The 17863-nt window shown below is 41.5% G+C and carries 11 protein-coding genes; 10 read left to right on the forward strand and 1 reads right to left on the reverse strand.

The window, feature by feature from the left end:
• Window positions 1–11: 11 nt before the first annotated feature.
• The 4 genes from M472_RS27045 to M472_RS27055 all read left to right on the forward strand — a co-directional run bounded on the left by M472_RS27045 (window position 12) and on the right by M472_RS27055 (window position 6105).
• Window positions 12–1154, forward strand: a complete 1143-nt coding sequence (locus M472_RS27045; protein WP_158499868.1) for a DUF4998 domain-containing protein — start codon at window positions 12–14, stop codon at window positions 1152–1154.
• Between the two features lie 12 nt (window positions 1155–1166).
• Window positions 1167–3944, forward strand: a complete 2778-nt coding sequence (locus M472_RS27050) for a family 78 glycoside hydrolase catalytic domain (protein WP_081643083.1) — start codon at window positions 1167–1169, stop codon at window positions 3942–3944.
• Between the two features lie 21 nt (window positions 3945–3965).
• Entirely contained in the window at window positions 3966–5264 is a 1299-nt protein-coding gene (locus tag M472_RS44345) for a phosphodiester glycosidase family protein (RefSeq protein WP_158499869.1), read from the forward strand.
• 109 nt (window positions 5265–5373) lie between these two features.
• On the forward strand, window positions 5374–6105 hold the full coding sequence (locus tag M472_RS27055) for a hypothetical protein (RefSeq protein ID WP_021068963.1): 732 nt from the start codon (window positions 5374–5376) through the stop codon (window positions 6103–6105).
• 1 nt (window position 6106) lies between these two features.
• Here M472_RS27055 and M472_RS27060 read toward each other — a convergent pair whose 3' ends face one another.
• The gene (locus tag M472_RS27060) at window positions 6107–7033 is read right to left on the reverse strand and encodes a TlpA family protein disulfide reductase (protein WP_021068964.1); all 927 of its coding nucleotides are present in this window, start codon (window positions 7031–7033) and stop codon (window positions 6107–6109) included.
• Window positions 7034–7374: 341 nt separating this feature from the next.
• Here M472_RS27060 and M472_RS27065 point away from each other — a divergent pair, with 341 nt between their 5' ends.
• The 6 genes from M472_RS27065 (at window position 7375) to M472_RS27090 (ending at window position 17860) form a co-directional block, all read left to right on the forward strand.
• Window positions 7375–10614 carry a SusC/RagA family TonB-linked outer membrane protein gene (locus M472_RS27065; protein WP_021068965.1) on the forward strand — a complete coding sequence of 1080 codons (3240 nt, stop codon included), beginning with the start codon at window positions 7375–7377 and terminating at the stop codon, window positions 10612–10614.
• 26 nt (window positions 10615–10640) lie between these two features.
• On the forward strand, window positions 10641–12086 hold the full coding sequence (locus tag M472_RS27070; RefSeq protein WP_021068966.1) for a RagB/SusD family nutrient uptake outer membrane protein: 1446 nt from the start codon (window positions 10641–10643) through the stop codon (window positions 12084–12086).
• A gap of 13 nt (window positions 12087–12099) precedes the next feature.
• Window positions 12100–13299 carry a sialidase family protein gene (locus tag M472_RS27075; protein WP_022829267.1) on the forward strand — a complete coding sequence of 400 codons (1200 nt, stop codon included), beginning with the start codon at window positions 12100–12102 and terminating at the stop codon, window positions 13297–13299.
• Window positions 13300–13349: 50 nt separating this feature from the next.
• Entirely contained in the window at window positions 13350–14867 is a 1518-nt protein-coding gene (locus M472_RS27080) for a PKD domain-containing protein (protein WP_021068968.1), read from the forward strand.
• Between the two features lie 66 nt (window positions 14868–14933).
• Window positions 14934–16172: a sialidase family protein gene (locus tag M472_RS27085; RefSeq protein ID WP_021068969.1), complete on the forward strand. Its 1239-nt coding sequence runs from the start codon at window positions 14934–14936 to the stop codon at window positions 16170–16172.
• Between the two features lie 32 nt (window positions 16173–16204).
• Complete coding sequence (locus tag M472_RS27090; RefSeq protein WP_021068970.1) at window positions 16205–17860, forward strand: sialidase family protein; 1656 nt, start codon at window positions 16205–16207, stop codon at window positions 17858–17860.
• Window positions 17861–17863: the final 3 nt, after the last annotated feature.

Genomic DNA, 17863 nt, shown 5'->3' on the forward strand with positions numbered 1-17863 from the left:
GAAATTATCTGATGAAAAAGAAACAAAAACTAGTTGGATGCCTATTATTATTAGTGTCGTTGGCTATATCAGGCTGTAAAGATATGCACGATATCTATGCGGAGCATGTTGTCCCGAATGGATCAAAATATCCGGGTAAAATACAGTCTATAGTGGCGCATTCAGGGCACAATCGTGTCGTTTTGGGCTGGCGTAATACAAAAGACCCGGCAGTGAATAAAGTTCGTGTATTTTGGAATAACTATAAAGACTCGGTCGAGATGGATATCACAGAACGTAAGGATTCCTCCTCGCTCAGTATACAGCCGCTTAATGAAGGTAACTATAACTTCGTTGTCTATACCTATGATCGAGAGATGCGTCGCTCGGTTCCGCTTGAGGTGCAGGGTATTGTCTATGGCGAGGTCTATAGTTCTTATCTGTCCAATAGTGTGATTGTGGAAGACAAGATCTTGGAAAATGAGGGACTTTCTATAAATTGGGGTACCCCCGACACCCAGAATGGTATGATAGGTACACGTATCATTTACCGTAGCAATCAGGGAAACGAGAAAACGGTTGTAATTCCTTCGACAGAAAAGAAAACGTTTATTGATGATTTTGATACTTTCTCCAACGGCTATCAGTACCAGGCTCTGTTTCTTCCGAACGAATTGAGTGTTGATACATTTAGTGTCGCTTTGGACCGTAGGATACCTACTATGGCTTTGGACCGTCGTTTATGGACTGTTACTGCGAGTTCCTTTGAAGCGACTGCGCAGATACCAGTAGGAGGTGGTCCTCCCGAAAAAACTTTAGACGGCGATGTCAATACATTCTGGCATAGCAAACACACTGGGACAATGGTGCCTTTCCCGCATTGGTTGGCATACGATATGAAGAAAAAGATTCTCATCGAGAAGATCGTGCTTACTGCGCGTCCTGGGAAGTTTAATAAAGAAGATTTTAACAAGTTTATTATTCAGAGTAGCAATAATGGAACGGATTGGACCGATCATGGCAGTTTTACATTTGCAGATATTGATGATCCTCAGGTCTTTCTACCGCAGACCTCAATTTCTGCTCGGTATTTTAGAATCTATATGACCGCTGGTCCACAGAAATACAGTCATCTGGCTGAGGTCGAGGCTTATGGAAGAGCCGTAGATCTATAAACAAGAGTTATAATGCATAGATTTAAAATTATTCTTTTTATCATGATTTGCTGCTGTCAGGGACGCCTGATGGCAGCAAATTCTGTCGCATCTATTGTTCCTGGCCATCTCACCTGTGCCTACCTGACAGACCCCATAGGAATCGATGATTTGACTCCTAAGCTTGGCTGGCAGCTTCGCGCCACGGACAAGAGTCGTTATGGACAGCGGCAGACAGCCTATCGGATTTTGGTCGATCAGGACTCTGTCGCTTTGAGCCAACGTCGGGCCGATGTATGGGACAGCGGATGGGTTGAGTCGGATGCTACACAGCATATTGTCTATTTGGGAAAGAAGTTGCATCCCGACAGAAAGTACTACTGGTGCGTAGCTGTCAAGGATGAAAAAGGCAAGATGTCTGATTTTAGCCCTATTGGTAAATGGGTGACTGGACTGTTCTCTAATGCCGACTGGACTGCTGACTGGATCGGTACATCCGAAGTCTTTGATGCCAGTCAGACCGATTATAACGTATACGATCCCTGGTTCCGCAAGAATATATATCTGGAGGAACAACCATCTGACGCACGTATTTTCGTTGCCTCTATAGGTTTTCATGAGCTATATGTCAATGGGCAGAAGATCGGGAACCCGGTACTGGCACCGGCGGCGACAGATCATGGTAAGAGAGCCCGTTACATCGGTTACGATATCAGTAAAGCGTTACGCAAAGGTTCGAATACGATTTCGTTTTGGTTAGGAGCAGGTTGGTCTATCTATGCACCCTATGTGCGAGATGACAGGCCGCGGGGAGCCATGGTACGGGCAGAAGCTAGTCTTTATAATGCTTCGAGAGAGGTCATCGGGGTGATTAAGACCGATGGAAGCTGGAAGACGCATCCGAGTCCCAATAAGCTGCTGGGCAATTGGTCACCGCGCAACTTTGGTGGCGAGGTGTACGATGCGAATCTCGAAGTGCCAAATTGGAACCAGCCAAGTTACGATGATCGATCCTGGAAAAGAGCAACAGTCTATTACCCTCATGTGCAGTTGTCAGCCCAGCAGGTCGAAGGGAATGTCTTGTTCCGAGAAATAAATCCAGTCGCTATAGAGGCATTGCCCAATGGAGACTACCGTGTGGATATGGGCGTAAATTTTGCGGGTTGGACCCAGATCAATGTCAAAGGAGCTCCTGAGAAGCGGATAGATTTTCTGTTTTCCGAGCGTCGGCAGGACGAGATGACGTTTAACAATCGGAGTGCCTATATTGTGGATGCTTCTGGAGTAGGGACGTTTAAAAACAGATTCAATTACAGCTCGGGACGTTGGATCACGATTAAGGGCGCCGAGTCGAAACCCAGCCTTCAAGATATTAAAGGATGGGCTATCCGTACAGGATATGCTCCGGCTAGTTCTTTTGTATGCTCAGACAGTCTTCAGAATTGGATATACGATCGTACCCTTTGGACCTTTGATAATCTATCGTTAGGTGGGATGATCGTAGACTGTCCACAGCGCGAACGGATGGGCTACGGAGGAGATGCACATGCTACTACCGAGACTGGGATGCTGAACTACAAGATGGCGTCCTTTTATGCGAAGTGGATGGAAGATTGGCAGGATGTACAGGGCACCGAACCCATGGTCGGGAATATGAATGATCCTCAATGGGCCAGAAAGAAAACGAGCAGTGGTCGGGTCTTTAATACGGGGATCCTTCCCCATACAGCCCCCACGTATTGGGGCGGAGGAGGTCCAGCTTGGGGTGGGATTGTGGTTACTCTTCCTTGGAGCTATTATCAACAGTATGGCGATAAGCAAATATTAGAGGACAATTTTGATTTGATCAAGGGTTGGTTGAATTTTTTAGAGGGACATGTTCAGGATGATCTCTTAAAACCCTATGGTGGCGATTGGGATTTCTTGGGAGATTGGTTATGGCCCAATGCTACTGCCGAAGGAATGAACAATAAGAAGCCAGAAAATATATGTTTCAATAACCTGTATCGGGTTTATAATCTTCGTACAGCAGCCTTGATAGCCCATGAAATTGGAAATGAAGAACAGGCTGAAATATGGCTGGCGCAAGCCGAGAAAACCTCAACAGCCATCAACGCTCATTTTTACAAAAACTATAGCTATGCCGACGGTTCTATGTCCAATCAATCCCTGGCACTCTTAGCCGAAGTAGTGCCTGCAGAAGATATCAAAAAGGTGCAGCAGCAGCTGGAATATGAAATTCTGGTCAAAAGGAAGGGACATATTCATGCCGGTATTACAGGTGGAGCCCTATTGTTTAAGTATTTGCGTTCGATACATCGGAATGATCTTATATACAGTATGCTGAAGCAGACTGCTTATCCGAGTTGGGGTTATATGCGTGACAATGATGCTACGACCATTTGGGAGATGTGGGAAAAAGATCTCCGAGGACATTCTTTATTGCACAGTTCATTTCTCTATCCCGGAGCTTGGTATATAGATGGTCTATCCGGAATAAAGTCTTCATCACCTGGGTATAAGACTTTTGATATACAGATTCCAAAAGCGACAGATACTGATATAGCGTGGGCAAAGACTGACTTTATATCTCCTATGGGGCCTATCAAGAGCCATTGGACGCGGCAGGACGGTACGCTTACGCTCGATATTGCTGTGCCTCCCAACACCACAGCATTGCTCAAGATACCCAAAGAGGACGGTACTTTAGTTCTGCAGCAAAAGGCAAAAGTACGTACCCTTCCAGCGCAAGCGGAATATAGCATCATAGTCTTAGAACCTGGAAAATACGTTTTTAAAAACATAAATTAATGATCGTCAAATTGTATGAAAATGAAAAGAAATGTTGTAATTAAACTGTTTTTATTATGCGCAGTTTTATTTGCTGTTTCATGCAGCAAGTCAAAAACGGGAGAAGAAACGACGACTCCTAAGACCGAAAATAAGGAAGTTCCGGTAGACAAGCCTTTTATCAATATAAAGGTAAAAAACTATCCCGATGCTACCGTCAAAATCGATGATGTCAATAGGAAGATTGTCATCAGTTTTGCCCATCCGGTACAGCTCAAAAAAATGAGTTTGGATTTTCAGCTAGCAGGCAAAGTCCGGCTCAATACAGCACAGTCTACGTTTGATTTATTAGCTCCGTATTCATTAAATATCAATAATAATACCCATCAACAAAAATATACGATTACGGGCGAGGTCAAGGCAGCAGATTATAGCGGTTGGACCGAAGATGCCTCATTTGGTGAGCTACCTACGCACATCAAATTGTTCAAGAATATCAGCATGCAGGGAAAGGCAGGGATTGCTTATTTTGCACTGGTAGATCTTGCCAAGGATCCTAAGTTCAATGTCATTGGGGGAGCCTCTGGAGTCAAGACTCCATCCTTATTTTACGAACAATTGCCAGCTGCACAAAAACCTACTATTCTTATCAATTCGGGCTATTTTACGTATTCCGATGTACAGGGGATGTATGGCGTCAGTCTCTTGATTCAAGAGGGGACTACGGTACGGCACAATACAACCTCGACAGATAGGCTTGGAAAAACATATTATATGACTCGCTCAGCGATCGGTATGGAGAGAAATGGGGCTTTGGAAATCAATTGGGTGTATACAGACGGCATCAATGCGCCGACCTATGCCTATCCTGCTCCAGCTGCAAATATAGAAGGAGAGACCCCGTTATCCAAGCCCTCACTGGTTTTCCCTGCCAACGGTCGTATTTGGAATGCTTATATGGCTTCTGGTGCTGGGCCTATTGCTGCTAAAGATGGTAAAGTTGTGCCTTTTGAAAAGATGAAGCAAGAACTTATTACAGGAGATGGTTCGGCCAATCGACCACGCTCTGCTGTTGGCTTGACGAGTGACAACAAAATGATTGTCTATGTCAATCAGGGCAATGGCTTTGATGGATTGGGAGGATATACCTGGGAGGAAGTAGGAAGAGAATTGGTCAAGCTCGGTTGTTATGATGTGCTCCATTTTGATGGGGGAGGGTCGAGCTGTATGCTTATCAATGGCAAGCCGTTGATAAAAGGGGGAGAGGTCGATACACCAAGCGCTCCTAACCCTAATGGGGCAAAGCAACGTGCTGTGGCTACTGTAGTGACAATCAATTAATGTTTGTTTATGACACTTTGGATGATGCTGTACCCTGTGAGTCTCGTTTCTTAGTTATCTCAAGAATAATGGTTTAATAGGAGAGTGTATTAATTTCATTCTTAAGACTATGTTGAAATATATATATATAGGTGTTTTTCTTGTGTTTTTTGTCAATATGCTGTGTGGGCAAGCGACAGATGAAAGAGTATTGTGGACCATGGGCCTTAATTACAAACTTCCCGAAAAATTCAAAACTTATATCCCAAAGTCCTCTTCCTTTAAAGAAAATCTCAAATTAAGGCAGTTAATGGGAAATCCTGCACAAGGTATTATCTCTGATGATGACGAGTTTATTTCGTTTTTTCGAATATTTAGAATCTCTACTAAAGAAGATTCTATACGGATTAATAGTCTGTTTCCAGGTGCTAATATGTCTCCAAGTATTAGGCATATAGACAATATACGGCATCAGATTAAATTGCTTTATGGAGACAGTGCCAAGCAAAACTGGTTGAACTATGTTGATTATTGGCCAAATGATAAAGCTAAGGAGGTTTTTAATGCAGATTCTGTCATTGTCTACACTGCGAAACTTAAAAAGGAAGAGGTCTATGAAGGTAAATATGACCATTTTGGAGCGCTATATCTATCTAAGAAAGACCGTGGTTTTGTTAATTATTTTTTTCTTTTTACGGAGAAGGCGAACGAGCAGTATGATTCTTATATTAAGAATATTCAACAATCCCTTTATTATGATGATTGGACAGGTCTCAAAGAAACGCCTGACCCTAGAGACCTGGGAGGACCAGTTACTATATACAAAGAAGGTAATGAGTGGAAAGTAAAGGAGGGGACTTAATTCATTTCAACGCCTCGTTAATCATTCCTTTTAAGGTGTCATTTCCAGGGAAACCAGTGAATTTATTGATTAGAATTCCTTTCCTGTTGTACACTAAATAGGATGGAATGCCCTCAAATCCGAAATAATCCATCATGTATTCCCATTGAGCGTCGTTGAGATTGAAGTCTTTCAAAAAGCGAAAATAGGACCGATCGATCTTTTGGATGTTAGGTTTACCAGTTGTGTCCCGAGTTGCGTTACGATAATTATGTTTCATCTCTCTTTCGTAATCGAAGACATGCCCTGTGTATAGGAATAAACGATAATCTTTAACGATAATATCTTTAAACTCCTTGGAAAGCAATTCGTCATTATCTACGAATAATGCAGATTTTTTGAATACATTATTTTTAGCATAGTCCAAGAATTCATCGGTACCTTTATCATAGAGTCGCGGATACACCCAATTTGGATCAGTAGGTCTATGATCGATCATCTTGTTTAAAACCACCAAGGACTGCATCATATCATATTTATTCATCGCAGGGGCAATCTCGATATTTTTGAAATCGCGGTTTGAGTTATAAACTATATCAATGTAAGTAGAATCATTGTTTCTTGATTTGATGTAGAGTACTTTATAAGGATTTACACTGGTGGATAAGCCTATTAAAGAAGTCTCGGTTTCTGTATTAAATTCCAGTGAAAATTTGCCTTTTTGGTCAACCAAAATTTCTTGTCTAACATTTTCCCCCGAAATTGGATGTGTTAGGCTAATAGTTACCATGATACTATCCATGTGAGAATCATCAGGAGTAATGATACTTCCTGTTATTTTGGAAGTGCCAGCGACTATGGTTGTTATATCTGTATTTATCTCTGTTGCCTGGTTACATGACAAAAAGAATAAAAGACTACAAATGGAAAAAAGGTTTATTTTATTCATAATTGTCTTAGACTTGTTTTTGTTTGGTTCTACATACTAAAGATAAGGTTTTGTTCAATCAATAAATTTTAAAAGATTTTAAACTGGTGTGTACATCTGATATAGAGCAAAAGCTGATCTGAGATTTTTGATCGATCCAGCATAGGGTTCTTTAGGTTGTTGTACGAAAGGACTAGAAGTCTTTTAGGTTGGATTATACTTCGGCAATTGGGAAAGTCTTAACAGAAAAATCAACATTTGGTGCGTGCACATCCAATAAAAAATTAATTTTTGGTTTTCTTACATAATTTTCTACTTTTGTTATGTAGAACATATAAACATAAATTATAAACCAAATTAAAATGAAAAGAAACGTTACCAGCGTACTATTTCTCTTCTTGTTTTTACTTTCTTCGATTGTATTCGCTCAGGAATCTGATTTCGGGGTAATAGGCAAAGTTATTTCAAGTCAAGATGGGCGCGTCTTACCAGGGGTTAGTATTCGATTAAAAAATACAACAATTACTGCGGCCACAGACAGTAATGGGAAATACGCTATTAAAGTGCCCTCTGGGCAGGGCATCCTTGTTTTTACTTTTGTGGGTTTTAAATCTCAGGAGGTTGCTGTTCAGAATAGTAGAAACCTAGATGTTTCGCTTGAGAAAGATGAAGCAACTCTAGATGAAGTAGTGGTGGTGGGGTATGGTAAGCAGAGTCGAGAGACTGTTGCTGCCTCAATTACCCATATAGGCAAGGAAGAGTTTGACAAAGCTCCAGGACAAAACCCTATGCTTCAGTTGCAAGGCAAAGTAGCAGGACTGTCTTTACAAGTGTCAAATGGTCAGCCTGGTTCCAGCCCGCAGGTCTTTATACGGGGCGGTAGTTCGACTTCTCCCGAAGGTGATGCGCCTCTATTTGTAGTTGACGGACTAGTTTCGCAAGGGACACGTAGTATAAACGATTTGAATCCCGATAATATCGAATCGATTACGGTTTTGAAAGATGCGGCTTCAACAGCGATTTACGGCGCTAGGGCAGCAAATGGGATTATTATAGTAACTACCAAGACCGGTAAACTCGGTAAGCCTACTATAAACGTACGGTATACGCATGGGGTAGAGCAGCAGATGAGTCGTTTGCCTTTGCTGAATGCACGTGATTATGTGTATCTATCACGTAAGAATACGATCGATTTTAATAAATCAAATCCAGACTTTTATCTCACTGGTGGTCGATATGGTATGTCTACTGGTAATCCACGTAATTCTAGAAATACATTAGAATTTCTAGATGTATACCTTCAAAATTATGGACAAGAATATGTTGCCGATTTATTGGAAAACCAAGGTTGGGAAACTATGACTGATCCAGTGACTGGAAAGAAGCTTGTTTTTCAAAACAATGATTTTCAGGATGCTACATTTCAAGTAGGAGGCAAACAGGAGGTGGATTTCGATATCAGCGGGGGAACCGAAAGAGCAAAGTATTACTTTGGCCTAGGATATTTGAATCAGGACGGCATAGTGAGAGGGACCAATTACAAAAATTATAGTGCTTTATTTAATGGCGATTTCAAATTGAGTGACCGATGGAGTATAAATACAAAATTTACCTATCAGCAGCGAGATGACAATTCGCCTAATAACTATGAATGGGTATTATCAAGGAGTGTGTTGACACCGCCGACCTACAGACAATATTATGAAAATGGTCTGCCAGCACCTGGAGAAGGAGTTTCATCCTTTAGAAATCGTCTGCACGAAATCTATTACAAAACGAAATATAATGATGTTGAGGTGTATCGTACCAGCTTTCAACTTGGTGCTAATTGGGATATTATACCAGGGCTTTCATTTAAGCCGTCTGTGTATTATTTTGGATCAGAGGGAATAGAGAATTACTTTGAAGCTTATAATGAAACAGTGACAAACAGGCCTGCTTCAGCCCGACATAACTTTGATAGACATATTCAAACCGATGGCTTGTTGTCTTATGATAAACAATTTGCTGATCTACATAATTTCAGCGCAATTCTTGGCGGAAGTTATTATCACGATTATAGTTACCGTATGAGTGGGAGTGGACGGGAGGCAAAAACCGACCATATCCCTACATTGAATGCAACTTCGGAATTGACACAGCGTATTACAACGACTAAGGGGTATGAGGCTATGTTGAGTTATTATGCCCGTGCCAACTATGACTATGCCCGAAAATATATACTGTCTGCTAGTATGCGGATGGATGGATCCTCTAAGTTTGCTAAAGACAAGCTATGGGGGTATTTTCCAGGTATGTCAGCAGCATGGAATGTGCATCGGGAAGATTTCTTCCAGACGCTGGCCAATACTCCATTATCCAAATTAAAGTTTCGTTCCAGTTGGGGCAGAACAGGGAATAATAATATCAACCCATTGGATTCTCGTGGACGTTATGCGACTGGATATAGTTACATGGGCGAGGTAGGGATTTTGAATACTGTTCTCATGAATAATAGTTTAGTCTGGGAGAGAACGACTTCCTTCGATGCAGGTTTAGATTTGGGGCTGTTTAATGATAGGCTCACAGTTTTGGTAGATTACTACAATAAAGTCACAGATCATAGACTGTTTGACAAGCCCCTATCTTCTCAGCTTGGTTTTGGTTCTATAAAAAGCAATTACGGTTCTATCCGTAATCGTGGGTTTGAAGTTGAGTTGCAGGCTACCCCTATTAGCAATGACAATTTTAAATGGAACCTGAGTACAACTTTCTCGTTCAATCGTTCTTCGGTGGTGAAGCTACCAGCCAATGAAGAGGATAAGAATCGTATAAATGGAAATTATGTATATGATCCTGCATTAGGAGATTATAGAAAAGTAGGTGGATTGGCAGAAGGAGAACGATTTGGAGGGCGTTGGGCTTATCATTATCAAGGGGTTTATCAGACAGATGCTGAGGCTGCAAATGCGCCTTTGGATCGAAATGCTTCAGGAAGAACAAAGACTGCTGGTGATGCCATTTTTGAAGACTTGGATGGGGATGGTGTTCTTGATAATAATGATATGGTTTTTATGGGATACATCCGACCAGATAAAATGGGAGGGATGGTTAATAATTTTTCTTATAAAGGACTTTCATTACGAGTTGTTGTTGATTGGTCCGTGGGGCATGTAATAGACAATGGTTTCAAAGGAAATGTGATGGGAAGCAGTCGCAACAACAATAATGCTTTTAAAGAAGCCATGACAGAGAGTTGGCAGGGCGAAGGACACGACGCAAAATATCCGAAATATACTGTTCAAAGTGATTTCGATTATAATTTCAGAAATCATATGAGATGGGACAATGGATTAGGCAATGCCAGTGGCGGTAGCAATAATAGCCGTTATTATGGAAAAGGTGATTATTTAGCCTTCCGTGAGGTATCATTAAGTTACCGTCTAAAAGCTGCTTTTTTAAGTAAGGCTAAGATTCAAGGACTTGAATTCTTCGGTGGAGTATACAATTTGGGTTATTTGACAAAATATGATGGCATGATGCCAGAAATATTCGATGGTGCCGATTACGGTACTTATCCACGGCCAAGGCAGATTAATTTTGGCATGCGCGCTACTTTTTAAGTTCAAATAGTTTTAATCTAATACACATGAGACAATATATTAAAATATACACGCTTATCATGGGCGTCTTCCTATTCACCAGTTGTGAAAAATTATTGGAGGTCGATACGATTTCTGATATTACGAATGACGATTATTGGCAAAACCAAGGAGATATGGAAAGCTATCTTCTCGGTGTCTATGATCAGTTTCGAAATCTGAACAACAATACCAATTACTTCGAAGACCGTGGAGATTCCTTTGTCCCTGGCATGGAAGGAGGCCCTTCTAATGCTTGGAATCAAAATTTGACAGATCAGAATGCTCCAAACTGGATTGGTTTTTACGGAGTTATTCAGCATTGTAACCTATTGTTGAAATATTCCGATAAAATAGATTTTGGAGTACAGGCTGACAAGAACCGTATTTTAGCCGAAGCTTATTTTATCCGCGCACATACATATTTTAGTTTGTTACGTATCTGGGGCGATGTGCCTTTGGAGCTAGAGCCCACAGAGAATGATAATAAAGAGCAGTTACCTAGATCACCTAAAGATGAAGTCATGGTGCAGATCTTAAGCGACTTATCTAAATCAATTGAGTTATTTCCCGAAAATGGATTTAAAAATAAAAGCAGGGCTTCTAAACCAGCAGCTTATGCTTTGAAAGCAGATGTGCTACTATGGAAAGCAAAGGTTTTGAACGGAACAGATACAGATTTAGAAGAGGTTATCATTGCAGCAGATGCGGCCCAGGTAGGAACGAGTTTAGAAGAAGATTTTGGAAAGATCTTTGAAGATGGAAGTAAAAATGGCAAAGAAATAATATTCTCGATTTATATGCAACGGGATGAGAAAGGGGATCATTACAGTAGCCGTTTAAAACCGAGAGATGTTTTCGTCCAGAATGCTATCAATGTAAATGATATTGCTTTTGCAAGAAGCGGTGCAAGAAGTCAGTATGCTCCATCACCTAAACTACGAAATGCTTTTAGTGAATATACCTCTGATATCAGGAGGTCAAAATCTATTATTGAAGCTATCGCACCCGGAAATGTTAGTATTGGTTGGTTTGACAACAAGATGAGAGGAAGTATAAATACTGGAAATCGTTATTATGATTCTGATATTGTAGTCTATCGTCTAGCCGAAATGATTTTATTCAAAGCCGAAGCATTGGCTGCTTTAAACCGTACAGGCGAAGCGATTGACGAGTTAGATAAAGTAAGAGCAAGAGCCAAAATTGGAGATTATACCGGCTCGGCAGAAAAGATTGCTGTTGAACGGGCTATCCTCCAAGAAAGATTTAGAGAATTCTATCTCGAACTTAAGCGGTGGCCTGATCTGTTGAGATTTCATTTTGGTGGTACCATAGATGTCTATGGTGAGGTGCCTAATCTGAGTGGTACCACTGTTCCCTTATATTCACCTATTCCGAAGATACAGATTGATAGAAATCCTAGTTTGGAACAAACTGACGGTTATAACAAATAAAAATTAAGAGCAAATGGTTTTAAGCAAAAATTTAATAACGAGTATTGTTTTATTGTTATGTGTGACTTCAAATGTTGCATTGATTGCATGCAAGTCTGATGAGCCGACAAAGCCAGTTACAAAGCCAGGAGGCAATGGCGGAGACAATGATGGTGAGGACCCTACCAGTTCCTTCAACTATATTTATAAAGAGAATACTGGAGGATTCCAAGTCTATCGTATTCCGGCCATTGTAAAAGCCAATAGCGGGCGTCTTTTGGCTTTCGCCGAAGCGAGAAAATTAAGAAGCGGCGGAGATAGTGGTGATATTGATATGGTCGTCAAATTGTCTGATGACAATGGAAAGACCTGGGGCAATATGATTACTATTTGGGACGAAGGAGTGAATACCTGCGGTAATCCAGTTCCGATTGTAGATAAAGTTACAGGCAAGATACACCTGCTATTGACCTGGAACAATGGTGCGGACGATTGGGCAGCATTGACCAATGGCACAGGTAAGGACACTAGAAGAGTATATTATACCTCCTCTTCTGATGAAGGGGCAACCTGGAGTAAACCCAGAGAGATTACATCAAGTGTCAAGTCATCCACATGGGATTGGTATGCCACTGGTCCAGTTCACGGTATTCAGATTTCAAAGGGCACATATAAAGGTCGACTGGTATCACCAAACTATTTTACCGAACGGGTGGACGGACGGCGCCAAGATCTTTCTCACGCTATTTACTCCGATGATAATGGACTTACATGGAAGTCTGGAGCGGCAACAAAGACTGGTGGTGTGGGAGAGTGTACCGTGGCGGAACTCTCAGACGGACGTTTGATGATGAATTTTAGAGTGAGTTCTGGCAATGTGCGCAAATATAGTATCAGTGAAGATGGAGGCGAGACCTGGGGCGATATCCAGACCGATTACACGCTAGTGGATGCTATCTGCCAAGGCAGTTTACTTTCTGCACCTATTGATAACAAACATATGATGTTTTTCGCTAATGCAGCGAGTGTTGAACGCAAGAATATGACCGTCAAATTGAGCAATGACAATGGCAGTAATTGGACAAAAAAGGTGTCGATACATAGCGGGCCTTCGGCGTATTCGGATATGACTCTTACCGCCCAGGGAAAGATAGCCTTGGTCTATGAAGGAGGAGTCGGTAGGCCCTATGAAGGTATTGCTTTCAAAATGTTGGAACTGGGAGATTTTAAATAGTAAACTATAGACTGAATAGGTTTACATCCGTACTAAACAATTATAGACATATGAATACTAAATTTTTATTGGTTATCTATATCGCTTTGCTGGGGGCGTTTTCGTCCTGCAAAAAAGACGACGTTATGGAGCAATTGGCGGCCGATTTTACATTTGAATCTGAAGCTATTCAAGTGGGAAATCCTGTCGTTTTTTCAGATGCTTCTACTGGAAAAGTTTCTAGATGGAATTGGAAGTTCGAAGGAGGAGATATTGAAGAATCCGTGCTTTCCAATCCTATTGTTATTTTTGAACAACCTGGAAAATATAATGTAACATTGGAAGTCTCGAATTCTCATGGCGGCTCCGTGATTACAAAGGAAGTGACCGTTGGTTATGACGTGATAGAAGCTGCTTTTGAAGCAGATAAAACGATAGTCACACAGGGAGATGAGGTTAGTTTTATAGACGCTTCAACGGGGCTGGTTGAAAGTTGGACGTGGGAGTTTACTTCAGCGGAAGGTATTGTCCTGACCTCTAATGAGCAGAGTCCAAAACTCAAGTTTAATGAAGTAGGGATTTATCGTGCTAAGCTGACCGTCAGTAACCCTGACTTTTCTGATGTCGAAATCAAAGAAGCTTTTATTGAGGTTTTAGACGCGAGTAACGTTAGTATCGACTTTTCTGCTAGTTCTACAGGTACCTATGAAGGCGGCACCATAGATTTTACGTCATCGTCCGTAGGTACTGTAAATAGTTGGCAATGGGAGTTTGAGGGCGGCACGCCGTCAACAAGCACCGCAGAAAACCCATCTGTTCAATATGCCAAACCTGGAAGGTATAAAGTAAAATTGAGAGGGACAAATATTGCAGTAACCAAAGAAAAGGTTAGAGAAGGGTATATCGTAGTTATGCCTGGTGATAGGTTGGCCGCTTATTTCCCATTTAGTGGTAATCTGAACGATGTGGGGCCTCACAAGTTTGCGCCGACAATGCGGGGTGCAGTGACGAGTCTCGGGGTAGATAGAAAAGCGTATGACAGTAATGCTGCAGTGTTCAACGGATCGAGTGGATTGGTCGTGACTGATCATCCTGCGTTGAACTTTGGTGACAAGGACTATACGGTTGCTGTATGGGTCAAAGCAAGCAAATTGGCTAAGATGATGGTTTGGCAGGAAAGTGGTGATAAAGGTTCCAAAGATAATCAGACTTGGTTGCGCTTATTGTCAAATACTACAGATCAGCTTGTGACCTTTGCTACAGAAGATTCCAATGGTGGATCCTTCGTAAACTTGAATGAATCTCAGAAAGGTAAATGGGAGGCCAACCAATGGTTTCACGTTGTGACTACCCGTAGTGGTTTAAAAACATCTATATATGTCAATGGTGTATTTGCTAAAGAAGGCACTTCGGCTAGCGGCGTCAAAGTCGTGTCTAATGCGGGCGACTTCAAGATAGGTATGCAGCGCGGAACCAATGCGTCTGGTGATTTTACATATGGCAGTTACTACAGTGGTTTGTTGGATGATTTAGTTATTTATAATAAAGCATTAAGTGCGGCGGAAATACTAGCGCTATACAATCTTTAGTCGATATAAAAGTTGTCCAGAAGTAAGATTTTTCTGGACAACATTATAAACAAGAATTTTGCTATAATGAAGGATATATGTATGAAGTTTCTTGCGATGGTGACAAGTGTGATGTTTTGTTTTGCATCCTGTACGAAAGACAGTGTGACAAAGGAAAAGCCACAACCACCTGAGTCCGAAAATACGCAGGATGAAGAATTATTGAAGGCTCCTCCAATTCATACCCAATTGAAAATTTTTGATGGAGGAAATGAAGGTTATCATTCTTATCGGATCCCATCCTTGGTTCGGACAGTATCAGGAACCTTGATCGCTCTTGCGGAAGGAAGGAAGAATGACAACCGCGATTATGGGGATATTGATCTGGTATATAAAACTTCACAGGATAATGGAGCAAGCTGGTCTTCTTTAAAGACGGTGGTTAGTGAAGGTAATGGTACCTGGGGTAACCCAACTGCCGTGGTGGATGAATCAAATGGGCGTATCTGGTTGTTTATGTCTTGGAACAGCGACAGACATAACCAATCCGGTACTGACGGATTTGAGAAAATCGACCATTGGGGGCAGCGAAAGGTATATTCTTCCTATAGTGACGATGAAGGGGAAAGTTGGTCCACACCACAGGATTTAACCGCTATTCTTTTGCCTTCCAATTATACTTGGGATGCTATGGGACCAGGAATAGGTATACAGAAGAAGCAAGTAGAGGGCGTAGGACGACTAATTATTCCAGCTATTGGACGAAATATTTACAGCGATGATCATGGGCAGACTTGGAAATATCAATTACTGGCATCTGGTACGAGTGAAGGAACGATTGTTGAAAAATCCAATGGAGCAATGATTCGAAATGATCGAGCAGTAAGAAGCGCATGGGAGCTCTCGAAAACGAGAAGAATCTCTACTGGAACAATTGGCAGCTTTTCAAATTGGGTCTCAGATCAAGCCCTTCTTGATCCTGCAAATCAGGCCTCTATATTGCGGTTTACGTGGAATCGCAATCGTATACTTTTTTTAAATTCTGCAAGTACGACGACTAGAGGCCGGATGCTAGTCAGGCTAAGTTATGATGAAGGCAAAACCTGGCCCTTGGATAGGCGAATTTACGACACACTGTCTGAAGAAGAGGCCCAGCGCCAAGGAAAAGGCGGGTATTCCAGTATGATAAAGACGAAGGATAATATGGTCGCTGCTTTGATCGAGATCAATGAAAATACAAGGAGTTCTGAGACTAGTAACCGTTCGATCGACTTTCATCGATTCAATTTAACATGGATATTAAATGGTTCTGCCGAACCAAAATAATCAAAATAGTAATAAATAAGTTAAGTCATAATATGAAGTTTAGCGTTTTAGTAAGTGCCGTTTTATCGTTTATTATCGTATCGTTTCTAGCTTTTGCTCCTGTTGATTTTAAGATATCGAGTGATCAGTATCAATTGCCTGTATTAAAAAGGAAAGCCGATAATCCCATCATCCGAATTCACATATTTTCACCCGTCGAAGGAAGCGTCCTGACCGGGATACGTGCGAGTACTAAGGGAACAACTGATCTGAAAGATATCAAAGCGGCTCGATTATATTACTATGGGCAGGATACGCTTCCTGGGAACATGGAGACCACAAAAGCTAAGCTGATGTCTACGGTAAATCATGTAGATCAGGAATTGCGTTTTGAGAGTAGTCAGGTTTTACAGAAAGGGGATAATTACTTCTGGCTTTCTTACGAACTCGCTGACAATGCGAATATATTAAACTTTGTAGATGCAAGTCTATTGTCTGCTGAAATTGACGGAGAGAATATTAATATAACTCAGAAAGATAATCAAGTAAAGCAACGTATAGGTGTAGCAGTAAGAAAACACAAGCAAGACGCTGTTCATACCTCCCGGATTCCAGGTTTGGCAACAACGAATAAAGGGACGTTAATTGCTGTTTTTGATGCACGCTATGAAAGTGGAAGGGATTTACAGGGCCATATGGATATAGGGGTCCATCGTAGCGAAGATAGGGGCAACACCTGGCAACCGATACAGATAGCGATGGATATGGGAGAATGGGGTGGACTGCCTCAAAAATTCAATGGCGTATCGGACGCTTGTATCCTAGTGGACAAAAATTCAAATACGATTTATATTGCAGGTCTGTGGATGTATGGTGTTATTAATGACGATGGTCAATGGCAGGAAAATCTTACTCAGGCTAGCAAAGATTGGAATCATCAGTGGCTAACGAAGGGTTCACAGCCTGGTTTTGATGTGAAACAGACTGCCCAGTTTTTGATTGTTAAAAGCACAGATGATGGGAAGACTTGGTCAGAGCCAGTAAATATAACACAGATGGGAAAAAAGAAGGATTGGTGGCTATGGGCACCAGCACCTGGCCAGGGTATTACTTTACGTGATGGCACATTAGTTTTTCCGACACAGGGTCGGGACAGTACTGGAGAAGCATTTTCAAATATTACCTATAGTAAAGACGGAGGCAAGACCTGGGTATCCAGTGAGCCAGCCATAGGTGAATCGACCACAGAATGTATGGCTGTTGAATTATCCGATGGATCTATTATGTTGAATATGAGAGCGAATTCTAATAAAGGACGGATAGATGACACAAATGGGCGGGCTATTGCCACAACCAAAGATTTAGGAAAGAGTTGGACAGTACACCCTACTTCTCATCATGCTTTGATTGAACCCGTTTGCATGGCGAGCATCATTCGCCATGATTATGGCAAGGGAAAGAAGGACAAGTCTGTTTTGCTGTTTTCAAATCCTAATTCTAAAACAACACGGCATAAATTGACCATCAAACATAGCTATGATGACGGCATGACCTGGTCGTCCGACTCGTCGCTACTTTTGGATGCTTTAAAAAGCAGAGGATATTCTTGCCTTACGAGCATAGATAGACATACCGTCGGAATTCTTTATGAAAGCAGCCAGGCTGACATGGTTTTTCAGGCGATAGAACTAAAAGACCTTTTAAAATAAATC

It is taken from the genome of Sphingobacterium paucimobilis HER1398 (assembly GCF_000416985.1).
GTDB lineage: Bacteria > Bacteroidota > Bacteroidia > Sphingobacteriales > Sphingobacteriaceae > Sphingobacterium > Sphingobacterium paucimobilis.

What these genes read in the sequence shown, in the direction of transcription:
- M472_RS27045 (WP_158499868.1), top strand. Translation starts at nt 12, where the DNA reads ATGAAAAAGAAACAAAAACTAGTTGGATGCCTATTATTATTAGTGTCG.
- M472_RS27050 (WP_081643083.1), top strand. Translation starts at nt 1,167, where the DNA reads ATGCATAGATTTAAAATTATTCTTTTTATCATGATTTGCTGCTGTCAG.
- M472_RS44345 (WP_158499869.1), top strand. Translation starts at nt 3,966, where the DNA reads ATGAAAAGAAATGTTGTAATTAAACTGTTTTTATTATGCGCAGTTTTA.
- M472_RS27055 (WP_021068963.1), top strand. Translation starts at nt 5,374, where the DNA reads ATGTTGAAATATATATATATAGGTGTTTTTCTTGTGTTTTTTGTCAAT.
- M472_RS27060 (WP_021068964.1), bottom strand. Translation starts at nt 7,033, where the DNA reads ATGAATAAAATAAACCTTTTTTCCATTTGTAGTCTTTTATTCTTTTTG.
- M472_RS27065 (WP_021068965.1), top strand. Translation starts at nt 7,375, where the DNA reads ATGAAAAGAAACGTTACCAGCGTACTATTTCTCTTCTTGTTTTTACTT.
- M472_RS27070 (WP_021068966.1), top strand. Translation starts at nt 10,641, where the DNA reads ATGAGACAATATATTAAAATATACACGCTTATCATGGGCGTCTTCCTA.
- M472_RS27075 (WP_022829267.1), top strand. Translation starts at nt 12,100, where the DNA reads ATGGTTTTAAGCAAAAATTTAATAACGAGTATTGTTTTATTGTTATGT.
- M472_RS27080 (WP_021068968.1), top strand. Translation starts at nt 13,350, where the DNA reads ATGAATACTAAATTTTTATTGGTTATCTATATCGCTTTGCTGGGGGCG.
- M472_RS27085 (WP_021068969.1), top strand. Translation starts at nt 14,934, where the DNA reads ATGAAGGATATATGTATGAAGTTTCTTGCGATGGTGACAAGTGTGATG.
- M472_RS27090 (WP_021068970.1), top strand. Translation starts at nt 16,205, where the DNA reads ATGAAGTTTAGCGTTTTAGTAAGTGCCGTTTTATCGTTTATTATCGTA.